Raw genomic sequence first — 17,574 nt, 5'->3', positions numbered from 1 at the left:
ATGACGACGTGGACGATGCGCGCGACGACGAGTCGCTGACCATCGGGGCGTTCGCCGCGCGGGCCCGGTTGTCGGCCAAGGCACTGCGGTTGTACGACCTTCTGGGCCTGCTGGTGCCGGCCCGTGTGGACGAGGCCACCGGCTACCGGTACTACCCGCCCCGGCCAGGTCGAACGCGCCCGGCTCGTGGCCCTGCTGCGCCGGCTGGACATGCCGCTGGCCCTGGTCGCCGAGGTCGTCCGGGCGGACGGCCCCGGGGCGGCCGGGCTGCTCGGCGCGTACTGGGCGGACATGGAGGCACGGGTCGCCGGGCAGCGCACGCTCGCCGCTTACCTCCGTGCACGGCTTTCGGGGAGGAGTTCCGAGGTGTACGAGACGTTCGCGGTCGAGACGGTGGACGTGCCCGGACAGGTGCTGGTCACCGAGACGCGGCACACGCTGGCGGACGAGCTGCCGGCGTGGATCGGTGCCTCGCTGGGGCGGCTGGAGGAGGCGGCCCGCGACTGCGGGGGCGTGGTGGCGGCGCCGTTCGTCGCCTATCACTCCGAGGTGTCGATGGAGAGCGACGGCCCGGCCGAGTCGTGCGTGCCGGTCGCCGACGAGGCGGCGGCGCGGGCGTGGGTGGAACGGCACGGGCGCACGTGGGAGACGCGGGTGCGGGTGGAGCCGGCCCGGCGGCTGGCCTTCACCCGGATCACCAAGGCCCAGGTGGCCCATCCGCAGATCCTGGCGGCCTTCGAGGCGGTGGAGGCGTGGATCGCCGACAGGGGTCTGACGGTGGACGGGCCGTGCCGTGAGGTGTACTTCGCCGACTGGGACGCGGCCGGTCCGGACGATCCGGTGTGCGACGTGGCGTTCCCGGTGAGGTGACCGTGCCGCCGGAGTGAACAGGGCCCTCTCGGCAAGGTCGGCGAACTGGTCGAGAGGGCTCTGCCGGCGATGCCGGGGCCGTGCGCGGAGTCGTCAGCCCTTGACCGAGGTCACGAAGGCGTTCCACGCGTCGGCGGGGAACGCCAGGACCGGACCCTCGGGGACCTTGGAGTCACGGACGGCGAGAGCCGCCACGACGGGGGACTTGACCTCGACGCACGCGCCGTTTCCTCCGGAGTAGGAGGACTTGGTCCAAGATTCCGTGGCGCCCTGAAGAATTGCCATGTCTGCTCCGATGGCGAGTGTGTGCGGTTTACGCCAATGACGTTTGATCTTTGGCGTGATCGACGCTACTCGCTGACCTCGCCGATCGGAGCGGCCATTCACCCGACCGGATGGCATATTCCAGGCGACTCTTCCGGAACGACATGGCAGGGGTGTAGCATCCCGCCGCTCCTCAGCGCGCGTACTCCTTCGCCACGTCCTCGATGAGCTGGCGGGACTGCTCCACGTTCAGCGCCTGGGCCCGCAGGTGCTCGTACATCACCGTGTATTTCTGCACGTCCTGGGCCTTCTCCAGGTACAGGTCGCTGGTGACGCCCTCGATGTAGACGACGCTGGAGTCGGCCGCGTCGGCGAACTCCAGGATGGAGTACTGGCCGTTGATGCCGGGGTGCGCCCCGACGTCGTACGGCAGCACCTGCACGGTGATGTGCGGCAGTTGCGACATCTCGGCGACGTGCTCGAGCTGTTCGCGCATCACCGGCCTGCCGCCCACCACCCGGCGCAGCGACGCCTCGTCGAGGACCACCCACAGCCGCAGGGGGTTGCTCTCGGCGGAGATGCGCTCCTGCCGCCTTATGCGGACCTGGACCCGCTTCTCGATGTCGGCGACCGACGTCTCGGGCAACGCGCCCTGGATCAGGGCCTCGGCGTACGGACGGGTCTGCAACAGGCCGGTGATGATCTGGGGTTCGTACGTCCGCAGCGACTCGGCGTCGGTCTCCAGGCCGATGTAGACGCTGTACGGGATGTCCCCGAAGGCGTGCCACCACCCCTGCTGGCGCGAGTCCTTCGCCATCTGCATCAGCGAGTCGACGACCCGCTGGTCCTCGACCTCGTAGACCCCGCACAGGTCGCGGACGTCGCGCTGGCTGATGCTGCGCCGGCCGTTCTCCAGGCGGCTGATCTTCGACTGCGAGACCAGCAGCCGCTCCGCCACCTCCTCCGCCGTCATGCCCTTGAGCTCGCGGAGCCGGCGCAGCTCCTGGCCCAGCCGGCGCCGCCTGACGGTGGGATTGACATTGGACGCCACGGGACGTGCACCTCCGGCTGCGTGACTCATACCTGCCACTTTGCGTATCTGCTGTTGAGCAGACTGCCACCAAGGTGCTTTCTACCGCTGGCAAACGGTCGATATGCGCCGCGCGCACGCCGGTTCGGGACCGCGTCCGCGCATACGGCCGCGCGGGGCGGCGGGTCCGGCCGTGTCCGGGTGTGCCGGACGTACGGCCGGTCCCGCCGCCCCGCGCGGACCTGCGGCTCCCGTGACCGGGTCTCAGGGACTGTCGGTGCGGCGGTGCGTGGTCGTGCGTGGTGCGTGGCCGTGCTTGGTGGGGCGTGGTACGTGGTGCGGGCCGTGCGTGCGGTGCCGGTGACGCGGCTCAGTGGACCACGGCACGCGCCATGGATCCGTGGCGCGGCTGTGCCGGAACACCGCTGGCGGGTTCCGGGACGGGCCTCGCCCCCGGTCCCGCGGCCTGCCGGCCGGCCGGTGCCGGGCTGCGGCGCGGCTGGGCCGCAGCGCCGTTCTGGACGTCCATCACCGCGTGCGCCACCAGGCCGCCCATGGGGTCGTGCCTGATGAGGTCCCGCAGCCGGGACCGCGACGAGCGTCCTTCGTTGCCCGGGTAGAGGTGCTTGCCGAGACCGACCGCGTGGGCCAGCGCGGCGAGCGCCGCGGTCCGCGGGTCCGGCGGTACGCCGGTGCGGATCGCCGAGTCCAGCCGGGTCTTGATCTCCCGGCTGATCGCCGTGTCCGTCGCCTGGTAGCGAGTCGTCGGCAGCACCCCGCACATCTGGCCCTCCACGGCATGCACCATGCCGCAGCGTTCCAGATGCGAGAGGTAGGTCTGGCGCAGCCCCAGGCGGGGCCCGCCGATCCAGTTGACCGCCCGTACGGGAGCGCCACGCCTTCGCAGCAGCTCCAACGCGCAGTCGAGTGTCGGATCTCCAGTCGGCCGTGGGGCCACCACGGCGATACGATCCCCGTCTGGGGCTATCCGTCCGGCCAGCGCCAGCTCCACCAGCTGTGCTCCGGCCAGACCGAGGTCGAGCGACTGCGGCTGTGCGGTGGTACCCGTGGTCGGGTCCAGCGCCAGCAGCAGAAGCTCCTCCGGAAGTGTTCTGCGGCTCCTGCCCATCCATGCCTCCCCGCGTGGATGACAGACAGGGTGACCCCTCTCACATTGGTCTGTCGAGGGTGCGTGACCGGTTCGTAGTGGAACCAGTAGGTATGTCGTTCTCGTCTACCGCGTGGGTTCCAGCCGTACACAGGACACTGGTACATGGTTCGGTAGCGCACACAGAACGTGCGGCGCATGGAGGAGGCATCGGTGGCGGGCGAGTCCCCCGACAGGTCGAAGCAGCGCGAGTCGTCGGAAGAACCGACGTCGGGGAGCGCGGGTCCGGTTCCCGAAGCCAGGACCGGGGCGAGCGAGACGCGTGATCCGCGGCTGGCGGTGGCGCGGGAGACCGCGAAGGCGTCGGCGTCCGCCGGGTCCGCGGAATCCGCCGGGTCCACGACGTCCCGCGGGGGCGTGGACACGGCCACCCGGGTGCTGTCGGTCCGCGAGACGGAGTCCGAGGCGAAGACGCCGGAGACCGGAGCGAAAACGCCGGAGACCGGAGCGAAGACCGCGCCCGAGGCGGACGCCCGGCCCGAGGCCGAGACCGCGCCCGAGGCGGAGACGGAGGCAGAGGCGGACGACGACGCGGGCGCCGAGTCCGAGGCCGGCACCGCGCCCGAGGCCGACGCGGCCGACGCGGCCGGCGGGACGGTCCCCGAGCCCGACGACACGCCCGGTACCCAGGCCGAGGCGGACGGCGAGGACGGCGACGCCGGCGGGAAGAGCCCGGCGGGCACGTCCGGTGACGGCCGGCTGCGTGACGCCGTGGCGGCGTGGGTCGCGACCGCGGACGAGCGCGCCGCCGCGAACGCCCGCCACGAAGCCGGGGACGAGCCGGAGGACGCCGCCTCCCCCGAGGAGACGGCCGAGGACGCCGACGCGCCCGAGGACGCCTCCGAGGACCGCGCGGACGACCGTGCCGACGCCGGGCAGGAGTCCGGCGCCGACGAGAAGGCCGAGGCCGGCAAGAGCGCCGTCGACCAGCCCACCGCCGTCTTCAAGGCCGTACGGCCGCCCGCCGAGCGCTCCGTGGACCAGCCGACGACCATGCTGAAGCTGGGCGACGCGGCGAAGAAGGACGAGCGGACCGACAAGGCCGACAAGGCCGACAAGGCCGGTAAGGACGGAGAAACCGGCAAGCCCGCCAAGATCGACAAGGCCGACAAGGCCGAGTCCGACGCCGAGCGCACCAGCAAGTTCGTCGCCCTGCGGAACCCGGACGACCCGGCCACCCGCAAGCCCCCGCGGCCCGCGCCGCCGGCTCCTGCCCCGGCCCCGGCCCCGGCCCCGAAGGCCGGTCCCGAGGCGCCCCGGGCGGCGTCCGCCGGGGCCACCGCGGCCGTGCCGCAGGTCGGTCCCGAGCGGACCACGCAGCAGCCGCTGCCGCCGAAGCCGCCGCTGGACCTGCTGGCGGAGCTGACGAACACGCCGCCGCCCCCGGAGACCCCACTGCGCACGACCGTGCGCCGGGTCAAGATCTGGACCCCGGTGGTCCTGCTGCTGGTGATCGTGTTCGGGGTCGTGCAGGCCGTGCGCCCGCTGCCCACGCCCACGCTGCACCTCACCGCGCAGGAGAGCGTCTCCTTCGAGGGCGGCAGGCCCTCCGTGCCCTGGCCGAATCAGGGACAGGCGGCCATGGACGTCAACGGCGTCGGCACCTTCGGCACGTCCGGCGACCAGAAGCCCGTGCCGATCGCCAGCATCGCCAAGGTCATGACGGTGTACCTGGTCCTGCGCGACCACCCGCTGAAGAGGGGCGAGAAGGGTCCGGAGATCACCGTCGACGCGGCCGCGCAGAAGCACTACGAGACCGGCAAGGCCGAGAACGAGTCGGTGGTGAGGGTCTCCGAGGGCCAGAAGATCACCGAGTACGAGGCGCTGCAGGCGGTCATGCTGCCGTCCGCCAACAACATCGCCAAGCTGCTGGCCCGCTGGGACACCGGCAGCGGCTCCGAGGAGGCGTTCGTCGCGAAGATGAACAAGACCGCCGAGGAGCTGGGGATGAAGAACACCACCTACACGGACCCCAGCGGTCTCGACAAGACGACCGTCTCCACCGCCGAGGACCTGGTGAAGCTGGGCCGCGCCGCGATGGAGAACCCGGTCTTCAGGGAGATCTCCCAGCAGCCCAGCTACGTCGACCTCAACGGCGACAAGCAGAACAACTTCTTCGGGCTCGTCCCGACCGTGGCCATCGGCATCAAGACCGGCACCACCACCGCGGCCGGCGGCAACATCCTCTTCGCCGCGGAGAAGGAGGTCGGCGGCGAGACCCGGACGATCATCGGTGCGGCCCTCGGCCAGTTCGGGCAGAACGGCGTCGCCAACATCGACGAGGTCACCGGCGTCGTGCGCAAGCTGATCGAGACGGGGCAGGACGCGCTCACCTCGAAGACCATCGTGAAGAAGGGCGACGTCGTCGGGCAGGTCGACGACGGTCTGGGCGGCACCACGCCGGTGGTCGCCACCGAAGACGTCTCCGCCGTCGGCTGGTCCGGTCTGACCGTGAGGCTGAAGCTGGACGGCCTAGGCGACAAGACGGTGCCGCACACGGCGAAGGCCGGCACCGAGGTCGGCACGCTCGTCGTCGGCGACGGCAGCAACGGTGACGCCGTCGAGGTCCCGGTCGCCCTCCAGGAGGACCTCGCGGAGCCCGGTCTCACGGCCAGACTGACCCGGCTCGGCTGACCCCGGGCAGCACGGCCCGCACAGCACGCACCCCGTCCGGCGGCCGCCGGACGGGGTGCGTGCTAGCGTCACGAAACGGGGCAGGTCGCCGGGTCGCGGGAACGCGGCCGTGAAGAGTCGTGAAGAGTACGGGACGTACGCGGCCGAAAGCAGAAGACGGGACACGGGGAGTGCCTTCAGGTGGCCACTGCGGAGCCGACACGCGCCGACGACGCCGATCCGGGCCCGGGAGCGGGCCCGCGACCACACGTACCCGCTCCCCGCAAGGACGGCGGGGAGGGCGGGAGGTCCGGCACCGGTCCGGCGGACGGCGGCCGTGAACCGGACCGCACCCGGCCGGAGCCTGCCGGGCCGGAAGCGCCGTCCGCGGTGAAGGCCGCCTTCCTGGCCGTGCGCGAGCGCATGCTGCGCCACCCCGTCCTGTCCGTCACGGCTCTCGCCGGGGCCCTCCACGTCGTCTGGTTCTTCACCTTCGCGAACAGCGGCGGTGACCTCGCCGCGCAGGACGCCTGGGCGGAGTTCGTCGGCCGGCACCCGGCCTCGGCGTACAACCTCGCCTGGTACGGCGGCATGCACCCGGTCTCGTACAGCGTGGTGTCGCCGTACCTGATGTCGGTGCTCGGCGTCCGGACCACGATGATGATCGCGGGGACGCTGTCGGCCGGGCTGCTGACGATGATCCTGATTCGCAGCCGTGTGGTCCGCAACCCGCTGTGGGCGTCGCTCGCGGGCCTGTTCGGGCTGCTGGCCAACGCGGTGTCGGGCCGGGTGACGTTCGGGCTGGGCACGATGTTCGCGCTGGGCGCGGTGGCCACGGTGTTCTGCTGGCCGTACCGCTGGCGCCACAAGCGCTGGGCGAAGGCGCTGTGCGCGGCGCCGCTGGCCGCGCTGTCGACGATGTCCTCACCGGTCTCGGGCCTGTTCGTGGGCCTGGTCGCGGTGGCCCTGTTCCTGCAGAAGCGCCGTCCGGGCGCCTGGGCGCTGGGCCTGGCGCCCAGTGCGGTGGTCGCACTGTCGGCCTGGCTGTTCCCCTTCTCCGGCACCCAGCCGATGTCCTTCGGCTCGGCGGCCCTGCCGCTGCTGTACGCGGGGCTCGTGTTCGCGTTGGTGCCGCGCTCGTGGAAGACGGTGCGGATCACGTCGGCGGTCTACGGGCTGTCCGTGCTCCTCGTCTGGGTGATCAGCTCCCAGATCGGCTCCAACATCACGCGCCTGTCGATGCTCTTCGCCGGGGTGGCGCTGGTGGCCGCGCTGCCGTTCGCGGTGCCGCGCTCGCGCAAGTGGTACGCGCTCGTGGTCGCGCTCGCCGGCTTCGCCGGATGGATCGGTTTCAAGTCGGGCGACGACATCGTCCACACCACGCCGGCCGCCTCCTGGGCGCGCGAGCTGGCGCCGCTCGTGAACGAGCTCCAGGAGGTCGGCGCGGAGAAGGGCCGGGTGGAGGTGGTCCCCGCCCGTTCCCACCGCGAGGCCTCGGCGCTCGCCCCGTACGTGAACCTGGCCCGGGGCTGGAACCGCCAGGCCGACATGGAGCGCAACCCCCTCTTCTACGACGACACGCTCAACTCGGCGAACTACCACGAGTGGCTGCAGCGCTGGGCGGTGCACTTCGTGGTGCTGCCCAAGGACGAGCCGGACGGTGACGGCGGCGAGCGGGAGCGTGCGCTGGTGCAGCGGGGGCTGCCGTACCTGAAGCAGGTCTGGGGCGACGCCAACTGGCAGTTGTTCCAGGTGACCGACCCCGCCCCGCTGGCCGAGCCGGACGCGGTCGTCCAGCGCGCCGAGCAGGGCGAGTGGACGATCGACGTGCGCAAGGCGGGCCCCGTCCTGGTCCGGATGCCGTACTCGCCGTGGCTGAGCCTCGTCGACGCCGACGGCAAGAGGCTCAAGCCGCCGCAGGAGACGGAGGCGTCCGAGGACCGTCCCGAGGGCTCGCCGAAGACGTTCGAGAACGTCAGCGGCTGCCTGACGGAGACGGAGGAGACCGTCGACGGCGACACGTGGACGGTGCTGATCGCCCCGGAGGCGGGCACGTACCGCCTGGCGGCCCCCTACGGCTTCTCGCGCGGCACCCCGTGCCCGGACGAGATGAAGGACGAGCTCAGGGACCGGCTCGCGGACCAGCTCGAGGACGAGCTGAAGTTCGCGCCGGAGTAGCCCGGGAGCGGTTCCGGAGCTGCCGGGAGCGGCTCCGGAGCCGGTGGGACGGCCGGGAACCCGATCCACGTGCCCCGGCCGGCACACCCCTCAGATGTTCATGTCCGTGAACAGAGGTCAGCAAGGAGAACTTTTTTACCTGCTCTTGACCTTCTGCTTTCTTGTCGTGCCCGCGCCGACGCAACACGATGAGCGGGCACTTCGCCGCGCGCCTCGCCCTCACCCCGCTCTTGCGAAGTGTCGGCCTGCTGAGCGGAGTTCACAAGGCGGACCCCGGAAGGGGGCACATGAACGGTCTCGACTGGTCCGTGCTCATCGGCTACTTCGCCGTGATGGTGGCCATCGGCGTCTGGTCGCACAAACGCGTGGACAACGTCAGCGACTTCTTCACGGCCGGCGGCAAGATGCCCTGGTGGCTGTCCGGCATCTCGCACCACATGTCGGGCTACAGCGCGGTGATGTTCACCGGGTACGCGGGCATCGCCTACACCTACGGCGTCACGTCCTTCGTCACCTGGTCGTTCCCCATCGCCCTGGGCATCGCCGTCGGGTCGAAGCTGTTCGCGCCGCGCATCAACCGGCTGCGCTCGCGGCTCCACGTGGCCTCTCCGCTGGAGTACCTGAAGAACCGCTACAACCTGCCGACCCAGCAGGCCCTGGCCTGGTCCGGCATGCTGCTGAAGATCGTGGACGTGGCCGCGAAGTGGGCGGCCATCGCCACGCTGCTGTCGGTCTTCACCGGCATCTCCCTCAACCAGGGCATCCTGATCACCGGCGTCGTCACGGGCGTCTACTGCACGATCGGCGGCCTGTGGGCCGACGCGCTGACCGAGCTGGGGCAGTTCGTCATCCAACTGCTGGCCGGTGTCGCGATGTTCGTGGCCGTCGTCATGGAACTGGGCGACCACGGCGGCTTCTTCGGGGTCTGGGACGAGCCCGCCCTCCAAGGCCACGGCAAGCCGCTGGTCGGCCCGTACGGAACGGTGTTCCTGCTCGCCTTCCTCTTCATCAAGCTCTTCGAGTACAACGGCGGCATGCTCAACCAGGCCCAGCGCTACATGGCCACGCGCAACGCCCGCGAGGCCGCGCGGTCGGCACGGCTGTCGGCGGTGCTGTGGCTGGTCTGGCCGGTGGTGCTGTTCTTCCCGATGTGGATGTCGCCGCTGCTGGTGGAGTCGCAGAAGCCGGACGGCTCCGACTCCTACGGCCTGATGACCGAGCAGCTCCTTCCGCACGGCCTCCTCGGCCTGGTCGTCGTCGGCTTCTTCTCGCACACCATGGCCATGTGCTCCTCGGACGCCAACGCCATCGCGGCCGTGTTCACCCGTGACGTGGCACCGGTCGTGTCGGCGCGGGCGAGGGCCTGGGGCGAGCGGTCCGGGCTGATCGCGGCGCGGGTGACGACGGTCGTCTTCCTCGCCCTGTCCATGGCGGTGGCCACGCAGGTCGACTCGCCGACGTTCAAGGACATCATCACCGTCGTCATCAAGTGGGTCGCCGGCCTGATGGGCCCGATCGCGATCCCGATGATGCTCGGCCTGCTGCGGCCCTTCCGCCGCTCGGGACCGACGGCCGCGCTCACCAGCTGGGCGGTCGGCCTGATCGCCTTCTGGCTGGTCAACTACCCGATCAGCTGGAACGTCGAGGGCGGGGTGCCGCTGGAGTACCAGGTGTCCGTCCCGCTGGCGGTCTCGCTGGTCCTCTACGTCGTCGTCGGCTTCCTGAAGCCGGAGGACACCCCGGAGCGGCTCGCGATCATCGAGCGCGTCAACACGGACGACGACGCCTCCGCAGCGGCGGCGGTCCCGGCGCCCGCGGGGAGCGGGGGCGACGCGGTGGGGCGGACGCGGGTGAAGGACTAGCCCTCGCCGTTCACGCCCTGGGGTACCTCGCCAGCCAGCCCGGGGACGAGCCCGCCGGGCCGTGCAGGGCGGGGCCCTGGGTCATCTCCATGGCGAAGTCGTCGGCCAGTTCCAGGATCGTCGGACGGCCCTCCAGCTCGGCCAGCCAGGCCGGCGGGAGGGCCGTCTCGCCGTGCAGGGCGCCGAGCAGCCCGCCCGTCAGCGCGCCGGTCGCGGCGGAGGGCCCGCCGTGGTTCACGGCGAGCCGCAGTCCGTGCCGTACGTCCTCGGCGACGAGGGCGCAGTACACGGCGGCGGCCACCAGCCCCTCCGCCGTGCCCCCGCCGGCCAGCTCGGTGACCCGGGCCGCCGTCGGCAGCCCCTGCCGCACCGCGCCCAGCGCGTGCTGCAGGCCCTCCGACACCGGCTCGTGCCCGGGCCGGACGGCGAGCAGCGCGAGCGCCCGCTGCACGGCCGCGTCCAGGCTCTCCCCGCGCGCCAGCCCGTGCACGACCACGGCGTACGCGCCCGCCGCCAGGTACCCGGTGGGGTGGCCGTGGGTCTGCGCGGCGCACTCCACGGCGAGCTGGGCGACCAGTTGCGGCTCCCAGCCGACCAGCAGCCCGAACGGCGCCGACCGGGCGGCCGCCTCGGCCCCGCGCTCACCGGGGTTCTTGGGCGCCTCGGGAGTGCCCATGGTCTCGTCACCGAGGCCGAGCAGCAGCGCGCGGGTGGGGCCGCGCCGGGCGTACAGCCACTCCTCGCGGGCCAGCCAGCCGTCTTCCTCGCGCCGCAGGTCGGGCCCCCAGTCGCGCTGGGTGGCGGCCCAGCGCCGGTACGCCCGGTGCAGATCGGTCGGCGGGTGCCAGGCCCCGGTGTCCCGCCGCACCTGGGCGCGGATCAGCCCGTCGACGGAGAAGAGGGTGAGCTGCGTGAGGTGGGTGACGGCACCGCGCCGCCCGTAGGCGGGGGCGAGGTCGGCCGGGCCCCCGGGTCCGTGCTCCTGCGCGATGGCGTCGAGGTCCGTCCCGTCGAAGGGCGCCCCGAAGGCGTCCCCGACGGCCACGCCGAGCAGCGTCCCGCGCACCCGGCTCCGGAAGTCCTGCTGCTCGGCACGACCCCACACGGCAGCACCGCCCGTCGCGCCCACCCGACCTCCCGCGGCATCGCCCCTACGTACGACGCGAGCACTGTAATCGAACGGGGACGGCCGGTTCAGGACGCGGAACGCCGAAGGCGGAGCCGCTCGTCGGATGAGCGCCGGGCCCGCGGGGAATGAGGTGGGCATGACCACCACTCCTGCCTCGCGGGCCCTGCCGTCGGCCGCGGCCCTCCTGACCGGCACCGTCGCCCTCTACATGGCGCTGGTCGCCTTCGGGAACATCACCGACTTCGGGACGAACCAGGCGTTCGTCCAGCACGTGCTCGCCATGGACACCACGTTCAAGGACGACGACCTGATGTGGCGGGCCGTCACCGGTGAGGGACTGCAGAACGCGGCGTACGTGGCGATCATCGTCTGGGAGACGGTGGCCGCGCTCGTGCTGATCGCCGGTACCTGGTTCTGGTTCCGGCAGGACCGTGCGCGGGCCCGCAGGGTCTCCACCCTCGGCCTGCTGATGGTGATGCTGCTCTTCGGCGTCGGTTTCATCGGCATCGGCGGGGAGTGGTTCGCGATGTGGCAGTCGGACACCTGGAACGGACTGGACGCGGCGACGCGGATGTTCCTGCTCAGCGGCGTCGTGCTGATCGTCACGCACCTGCCGCTGGACCGGGCGGGTGCTACGGGACGACCCTGACCGTCGTGCCGGCCGTCGCGAACGTCCAGACGGCCTGGCCGTCCGGCGTGTGCAGCCGTACGCCGCCGGCCTTCGTGCCGGGGACGGGCGGCGGGGGCGAGGAGCCGTCGGCCGCGTGGGAGAAGGCGACCGAGACACCGTCCGCCAGGGCGAAGTACACGATGTGCTCGATCGGGACCCCGTCGGAACCGATCGTGGAGTTCCGGCGCTCGCCGACCGTGTAGGTGCCCGGGTCGGGGCTGACCGTGCCGGGCCACACGGTGAACGTCCGGCGGGTGGCGTCGCTCGCGTCGACCAGCCAGACCCGCTTCTGCCCGAGGGAGTAGACCACGCGCCGCCCGGTGCCGGAGCCGTCCGGGACCCGGGCCGGTGCCGTCTCCCTCGGCGCGGGGGACGCCTCCGCCGAGGCCGACGGCTTCGGCTCGGCCACGGCGGCCGTGGGGTGCGGGCCCCGGTCGGCCTGCACCGTCAGGAAGCCGACCCCCGCTATCGCTCCCACGGTCAGACCGGAGACCCAGGCCCACGAGGGAAGTCGGGCAGGCACGGGCACGCATCTCCTCAGCTACGAGAACACCCCGACACACCGGGGGCCCGATCATCGTACTGTGAGCGGCCCGTGCCTCCGTCCGGCGGCGGTCAGTCCAGTACCGGCAGCAGCTCCGGCAGGTGCCCGTCGGAGGCCGCCGCCGCCCGCTGCCGCTCCTCGGGGACCTCGCCGTACAGCGTGGTGCGGGGCTTCGCCGGGCGGCCCGCCGCGTCGGCGACGGCGATCAGGTCCTTGACCGACTTGTAGGAGCCGTAGGAGGACCCCGCCATGCGGGAGATCGTCTCCTCCATGAGCGTGCCGCCGAGGTCGTTCGCGCCGGAGCGGAGCATCTGGGCCGCACCCTCGGTGCCCAGTTTCACCCAGCTCGTCTGGATGTTGGGGATGTGGGGGTGGAGCAGGAGGCGGGCCATCGCGGTGACCGCGCGGTTGTCCCGCAGGGTGGGGCCGGGCCGGGCGATGCCCGCCAGGTAGACGGGCGCGTTGGTGTGGATGAAGGGCAGCGTCACGAACTCCGTGAAGCCGCCGGTGCGCTGCTGGATGCCGGCGAGGGTGCGCAGGTGGCCCAGCCAGTGGCGGGGCTGGTCGACGTGGCCGTACATCATCGTGGAGCTCGACCGGATGCCCAGGTCGTGGGCCGTCTCGATGACCTCGATCCAGGTGGCCGTGGGCAGCTTGCCCTTGGTCAGGATCCAGCGGACCTCGTCGTCGAGGATCTCCGCCGCCGTGCCGGGGACGGAGTCGAGGCCCGCCTCCTTGGCCGCGGTCAGCCACTCGCGGATCGACATGCCGGTGCGGGCGGCGCCGTTGACGACCTCCATCGGCGAGAAGGCGTGCACGTGCATGCCGGGGACGCGGGCCTTGACCGCCTTGGCGATGTCGAAGTACGCCGTGCCCGGCAGGTCGGGGTGGATGCCGCCCTGCATGCACACCTCGACCGCGCCGACCTCCCACGCCTGCTGGGCGCGGTCGGCGACCTGGTCGAGGGAGAGCGTGTAGGCGTCGGCGTCCGTGCGGCGCTGGGCGAAGGCGCAGAAGCGGCAGCCGGTGTAGCAGACGTTCGTGAAGTTGATGTTCCGCGTGACGATGTACGTCACGTCGTCGCCGACCGCCGAGCGGCGCACGTCGTCGGCCACCCGGCACAGTGCGTCCAGCGCCGGGCCGTCGGCGTGGAGGAGGGCGAGGGCCTCGTCGTCCGTGAGCCGCGTCGGGTCGTCGGCCGCCGTGGCCAGCGCGGCGCGCACGTCGGTGTCGATGCGCTCCGGGACCATGCCGGGGGCGGCCGCCTCGCGCAGGGCGCCCCAGTCGCCGTACACCTCGTCGAAGTCGTCGCGGCGGTCCGACGTACGGCCGTCGGTGTCGATGGTGCGGTGCAGGTCGGTGCGGCCGGACGCCTCGAAGACCTCCTCCGGCTCCTGCCACGGACGGCCCTCCACCGTCGCGTCCTCGCGCGCGAGGCCGGTGTCCGGGTCGGCGAGCGCGGCCACGTGCGGGCGCAGCCGCGGGTCCAGCCAGGGCTCGCCGCGCTTGACGAACTCGGGGTAGACGCAGAGCCGTTCGCGCAGCTCGAAGCCGGCCGTGCGGGACCTCTCCGCCAGCTCCTCGATCTGCGGCCAGGGGCGTTCGGGGTTGACGTGGTCGATGGTGAGCGGGGAGACGCCTCCCCAGTCGTCGATGCCGGCGCCGATCAGGCGCTCGTACTCGGCGTCCACCAGGTTCGGCGGGGCCTGGAGGCAGGCGGAGGGGCCCATGATGTGCCGGGCGACGGCCACCGTGGCGACCAGCTCGTCCAGCTCCGCGTCCGGCATGCCGCGCATCGCGGTGTCCGGCTTGGCGCGGAAGTTCTGGATGATCAGTTCCTGGACGCCGTGGTAGGCGCGGGAGACCTTGCGCAGCGCGAAGAGGGACTGGGCGCGCTCCTCGTACGTCTCCCCGATGCCGATGAGGAGGCCGGAGGTGAAGGGGACCGAGGAGCGTCCGGCGTCCTCCAGGACGCGCAGGCGCACGGCCGGTTCCTTGTCCGGGGAGCCGTGATGGGGGCCGCCGGGCTCGGACCACAGGCGGGTGGCGGTGGTCTCCAGCATCATGCCCATGGAGGGCGCGACGGGCTTGAGGCGCTGGAAGTCCGTCCACGTCATGACGCCCGGGTTGAGGTGCGGGAGCAGGCCCGTCTCCTCCAGGATGCGGATGGAGATGGCCCGGACGTAGGCGATCGTGTCGTCGTAGCCGTGCGCGTCGAGCCACTCGCGGGCCTCGGGCCAGCGGTCCTCGGGCTTGTCGCCGAGGGTGATCAGCGCTTCCTTGCAGCCGAGGGCGGCGCCCTTGCGGGCGATGTCCAGCACCTCGTCCGGCGACATGAACATCCCGTGCCCGGCCCGGCGCAGCTTGCCGGGGACGGTGACGAAGGTGCAGTAGTGGCACTTGTCCCGGCACAGGCGGGTGAGGGGGACGAAGACGCTCTTCGAGTAGGTGATGACGCCGGGACGGCCCGCCGCCTCCAGGCCGGCGTCCCGCACCCGCGCGGCGGACGCGGTGAGGGCGTCGAGGTGCTCGCCGCGGGCCTGGAGCAGCACCGCGGCCTCGGAGACGTCGAGGGCGACACCGTCCCGGGCGCGTCTGAGGGCGCGACGCAGGGAGTTCTCGGTCGGGCCGGCGGCACCGGCGGAGTCGTCGGGTCCGGTTCCGGAGGTCGCGGAAGTCGTCATCCTCCGAGCATACGAGCGCCATGATCGGGACGCGGTGCGCGTCCCGCTCCCCCACCGGGCGGTTTCCGGCCCTCCATGCACCGAACCCCTTTCCTTGCACGGGGGTTCACGGCTCAATACGAGGGTTGCACGCATCACCACCGCACCACCCATGTCATGTCATCCACGACACCTGGGGAGCAGCAGCATGTGCGAGGACGACCACGCCGGGATCGGCAGGCGCGCGGTGTTCGTGGCGGGAGCCGCCGCCGCGCTCACGTCGGCCACCGTGAGCTTCGCTTCGGCGGCGGGCGGTACGGGACCGCGGACGAGGACCGTACGGGGCACCCTTCCCCCCGGCTCGCCCGACTTCGTGTACGTCCCGGTCGAGGTCCCGGCCGGGGTCCGCGAGTTCAGGGTGTCCTACACCTACGACCGGCCCGCCGTCCCCGCCGGGACCCAGGGCAACGCCCTCGACATCGGCGTCTTCGACGAACGCGGCACCGGCCTGGGCGGCCGAGGCTTCCGGGGCTGGTCGGGCGGCGCGCGCACGGAGTTCTTCGTCCGCGCCGACGACGCCACCCCGGGCTACCTCCCGGGGCCGGTGCGGCCGGGCACCTGGCACATCGCGCTCGGCCCGTACACGGTCGCGCCCCAGGGGCTGTCGTACGAGCTGACGATCACGCTCACGTACGGGGAGCCGGGCGGGACCGTGAAGCCGGCGTACCCGCCGCAGCGGGCCAGGGGGCGGGGCCGCGCCTGGTACCGGGGCGACTGCCACCTGCACTCCGTGCACTCCGACGGCCGCTACACCCCGGCCGAGATCGCGGCGCTCGCGCGGGCGGCGGGGCTGGACTTCATCAACTCCTCCGAGCACAACACGCACTCCGCGCACGCGCACTGGGCGGACCTGGCCGGCGACGACCTGCTGATCATGCTGGGCGAGGAGGTGACGACCCGCAACGGGCACGTGGTCGCCCTCGGCACCGACCCCGGCACCTTCGTGGACTGGCGCTACCGGGCCCGCGACAACCGCTTCGGCCGCTTCGCCCGGCAGATCCGCCGCGCCGGCGGCCTGGTGGTGCCGGCCCACCCGCACGCCACCTGCATCGGCTGCAACTGGAAGTTCGGCTTCGGGGAGGCCGACGCGGTCGAGGTGTGGAACGGGGCCTACACGCCCGACGACGAGGTGGCGCTGGCCGACTGGGACGGCATGCTGGCCGCCTCCGTGCGCGACGGCCGGGGCTGGCTCCCCGCGATGGGCGGCAGCGACTCCCACCGCGCCCCGGACGTCATCGGCCGCCCGCAGACCGTCGTCCTCGCCGACGACCTGACCCGGGAGGCGATCCAGGAGGGCATCCGGGCGGGCCGCTCGTACGTCGCCGAGTCGGCGGAGGTGTCGCTGGCCTTCACCGCGTCCGGCGGCCGGGGCGAGCACGCCGGCATCGGCGAGCGGCTGCGCGTGGACGACGACACCCCGGTGACCGTCCGCCTGGAGGCGACGGGCGCCCCGCGCTGCACGGTCCGGTTCGTCACCGACCAGGGCGTGCTGTTCACCAGCGCCCCGCTGCCGGCGTCCGGCGAGGGCGCCGTGGAGTGGCGGACGACCGCCTCGTACGCGGCCTACGTACGGGCGGAGCTGCGGCACGAGGCGGCGGCCGGGCCGCTGCCGGGGGCGCCGGCGGCGTTCACCAACCCGGTCTTCCTGGGTCGTTAGCCGCCCGCCCGTCGTCCAGGTCGGCGACGACCGCCGCGTGGTCGGAGGGCCAGACCCCGTCCACGGGGCCGTCGCCGGCCCGACGCACCGCCCGGACCCGGCCGAGGCCGCCGGGGCCGGGCGGGCCGACGTGGACGTAGTCGATGCGGATGTCCGGCTCCCCGTCGGCACGCGTCACGTACGGGTTGGCCGTGTCCCAGGTGCCGGAGGGGGCGGCGGGGTCGGCGTGGTCCCAGGCGTCGCGCAGGGGCACGGTGCGCAGGAGCCGGATCTCCTCGGTGTCCGGGCGGGCGTTGAAGTCGCCGGTGACGACGGGCGGGTGGGCGGTGCCGTGCCGGTGCCCGGCGACGAAGCGGGCGAGGGCGGCGGCCTGGTCGCGGCGCACCCCGGGGGCGTGCGACGCGGAGGTCAGGTGGGTGGTGAAGAAGGGGACCCGGTGGGCGGGCGCGTCGAGGCGGGCGTAGAGCGCGAGCCGCCCGTCGTCGAGTTCCGCCGGCACGGGCAGCCGCAGCACGGCCCGCTCCACGACGGGCCAGCGGCTGAGCACCGCGGTGCCGATGCCGACGGTGTCGTCGCCGATCCGCCGCTGCCAGCGCCCGGGGGCGGGCGAGGGGGCCCAGGCCCAGTGGAGACCGAGTTCGCCGGCCAGCCATCCGGCGAGGTTCTCGTCCCCGGTGGCCCACACCTCCTGGAGTCCGACGACGTCCGGGCGCAGGTCCCGCAGCACGGCGAGGATCGCCTTCCGCCGCTGTGCCCACGGCCCGAACCGCCACCACAGGTTCCAGGTCACGACCCGCACGACCGCACCACCCCGCCTCTTCGCCCGTCCACGCCTTCTCCATGAGGCTGTCCGGAGAACATGGAGG

At 72.7% G+C, this 17,574-nt stretch carries 12 protein-coding genes and 1 pseudogene; 6 read left to right on the top strand and 7 right to left on the bottom strand.

Translation table 11 applies throughout. The features are described 5' to 3' along the window. Window positions 1-8: 8 nt before the first annotated feature. Window positions 9-870, top strand: a pseudogene (locus ACZ4V6_RS23995) (MerR family transcriptional regulator). A 93-nt stretch (window positions 871-963) separates the two neighbouring features. Here the strand turns inward: ACZ4V6_RS23995 and ACZ4V6_RS23990 are convergent. The 3 genes from ACZ4V6_RS23990 to ACZ4V6_RS23980 all read right to left on the bottom strand — a co-directional run bounded on the left by ACZ4V6_RS23990 (window position 964) and on the right by ACZ4V6_RS23980 (window position 3,293). Then, window positions 964-1,155 carry a DUF397 domain-containing protein gene (locus tag ACZ4V6_RS23990; protein WP_077800120.1) on the bottom strand — a complete coding sequence of 64 codons (192 nt, stop codon included), beginning with the start codon at window positions 1,153-1,155 and terminating at the stop codon, window positions 964-966. Between the two features lie 172 nt (window positions 1,156-1,327). After that, entirely contained in the window at window positions 1,328-2,185 is an 858-nt protein-coding gene (locus ACZ4V6_RS23985; RefSeq protein WP_467830823.1) for a helix-turn-helix domain-containing protein, read from the bottom strand. 349 nt (window positions 2,186-2,534) lie between these two features. Further along, window positions 2,535-3,293 carry a GOLPH3/VPS74 family protein gene (locus tag ACZ4V6_RS23980; RefSeq protein ID WP_467830821.1) on the bottom strand — a complete coding sequence of 253 codons (759 nt, stop codon included), beginning with the start codon at window positions 3,291-3,293 and terminating at the stop codon, window positions 2,535-2,537. A gap of 177 nt (window positions 3,294-3,470) precedes the next feature. Here ACZ4V6_RS23980 and ACZ4V6_RS23975 point away from each other — a divergent pair, with 177 nt between their 5' ends. The 3 genes from ACZ4V6_RS23975 (at window position 3,471) to ACZ4V6_RS23965 (ending at window position 9,985) form a co-directional block, all read left to right on the top strand. Continuing rightward, window positions 3,471-5,966, top strand: a complete 2,496-nt coding sequence (locus tag ACZ4V6_RS23975; protein ID WP_467830819.1) for a D-alanyl-D-alanine carboxypeptidase — start codon at window positions 3,471-3,473, stop codon at window positions 5,964-5,966. 180 nt (window positions 5,967-6,146) lie between these two features. Beyond that, window positions 6,147-8,123, top strand: a complete 1,977-nt coding sequence (locus ACZ4V6_RS23970; RefSeq protein ID WP_467830816.1) for an MFS transporter — start codon at window positions 6,147-6,149, stop codon at window positions 8,121-8,123. A gap of 287 nt (window positions 8,124-8,410) precedes the next feature. After that, on the top strand, window positions 8,411-9,985 hold the full coding sequence (locus ACZ4V6_RS23965; protein ID WP_467830814.1) for a sodium:solute symporter family protein: 1,575 nt from the start codon (window positions 8,411-8,413) through the stop codon (window positions 9,983-9,985). A gap of 10 nt (window positions 9,986-9,995) precedes the next feature. Here the strand turns inward: ACZ4V6_RS23965 and ACZ4V6_RS23960 are convergent, their stop codons facing one another. After that, the gene (locus ACZ4V6_RS23960; RefSeq protein WP_467830812.1) at window positions 9,996-11,114 is read right to left on the bottom strand and encodes an ADP-ribosylglycohydrolase family protein; all 1,119 of its coding nucleotides are present in this window, start codon (window positions 11,112-11,114) and stop codon (window positions 9,996-9,998) included. Window positions 11,115-11,250: 136 nt separating this feature from the next. Between ACZ4V6_RS23960 and ACZ4V6_RS23955 the strand changes: the two genes are divergently transcribed. Continuing rightward, on the top strand, window positions 11,251-11,763 hold the full coding sequence (locus ACZ4V6_RS23955) for a DUF2165 domain-containing protein (RefSeq protein ID WP_467830810.1): 513 nt from the start codon (window positions 11,251-11,253) through the stop codon (window positions 11,761-11,763). Here ACZ4V6_RS23955 and ACZ4V6_RS23950 read toward each other — a convergent pair. Beyond that, on the bottom strand, window positions 11,747-12,307 hold the full coding sequence (locus tag ACZ4V6_RS23950; RefSeq protein WP_467830808.1) for a hypothetical protein: 561 nt from the start codon (window positions 12,305-12,307) through the stop codon (window positions 11,747-11,749). The two genes, ACZ4V6_RS23955 and ACZ4V6_RS23950, sit on opposite strands and share 17 nt — an antisense overlap. Before the next feature lie 92 nt (window positions 12,308-12,399). Next, window positions 12,400-15,012 (bottom strand): bifunctional FO biosynthesis protein CofGH, encoded by a 2,613-nt coding sequence (locus ACZ4V6_RS23945; protein ID WP_467830806.1) that lies wholly within the window; start codon window positions 15,010-15,012, stop codon window positions 12,400-12,402. Between the two features lie 187 nt (window positions 15,013-15,199). On the opposite strand from ACZ4V6_RS23945, the gene ACZ4V6_RS23940 reads away from it, so the two are divergent. Then, the gene (locus ACZ4V6_RS23940; protein WP_467830804.1) at window positions 15,200-16,708 is read left to right on the top strand and encodes a CehA/McbA family metallohydrolase; all 1,509 of its coding nucleotides are present in this window, start codon (window positions 15,200-15,202) and stop codon (window positions 16,706-16,708) included. Here the strand turns inward: ACZ4V6_RS23940 and ACZ4V6_RS23935 are convergent. Continuing rightward, window positions 16,680-17,507: an endonuclease/exonuclease/phosphatase family protein gene (locus ACZ4V6_RS23935; protein WP_467830802.1), complete on the bottom strand. Its 828-nt coding sequence runs from the start codon at window positions 17,505-17,507 to the stop codon at window positions 16,680-16,682. The genes ACZ4V6_RS23940 and ACZ4V6_RS23935 overlap by 29 nt on opposite strands. Window positions 17,508-17,574 lie beyond the last annotated feature (67 nt).

This window comes from Streptomyces sp. NPDC029152 (genome assembly GCF_055564355.1).
Note: the sequence above shows the minus strand (reverse complement) of the source record. Positions and strands in the feature narration are given on the sequence as shown.

Excerpts from the sequence above, each read along its gene's own strand:
- ACZ4V6_RS23990 (WP_077800120.1), bottom strand. The coding sequence starts at position 1,155 with ATGGCAATTCTTCAGGGCGCCACGGAATCTTGGACCAAGTCCTCCTAC.
- ACZ4V6_RS23975 (WP_467830819.1), top strand. The coding sequence starts at position 3,471 with ATGGAGGAGGCATCGGTGGCGGGCGAGTCCCCCGACAGGTCGAAGCAG.
- ACZ4V6_RS23965 (WP_467830814.1), top strand. The coding sequence starts at position 8,411 with ATGAACGGTCTCGACTGGTCCGTGCTCATCGGCTACTTCGCCGTGATG.
- ACZ4V6_RS23955 (WP_467830810.1), top strand. The coding sequence starts at position 11,251 with ATGACCACCACTCCTGCCTCGCGGGCCCTGCCGTCGGCCGCGGCCCTC.
- ACZ4V6_RS23945 (WP_467830806.1), bottom strand. The coding sequence starts at position 15,012 with ATGACGACTTCCGCGACCTCCGGAACCGGACCCGACGACTCCGCCGGT.
- ACZ4V6_RS23980 (WP_467830821.1), bottom strand. The coding sequence starts at position 3,293 with ATGGGCAGGAGCCGCAGAACACTTCCGGAGGAGCTTCTGCTGCTGGCG.
- ACZ4V6_RS23940 (WP_467830804.1), top strand. The coding sequence starts at position 15,200 with ATGTGCGAGGACGACCACGCCGGGATCGGCAGGCGCGCGGTGTTCGTG.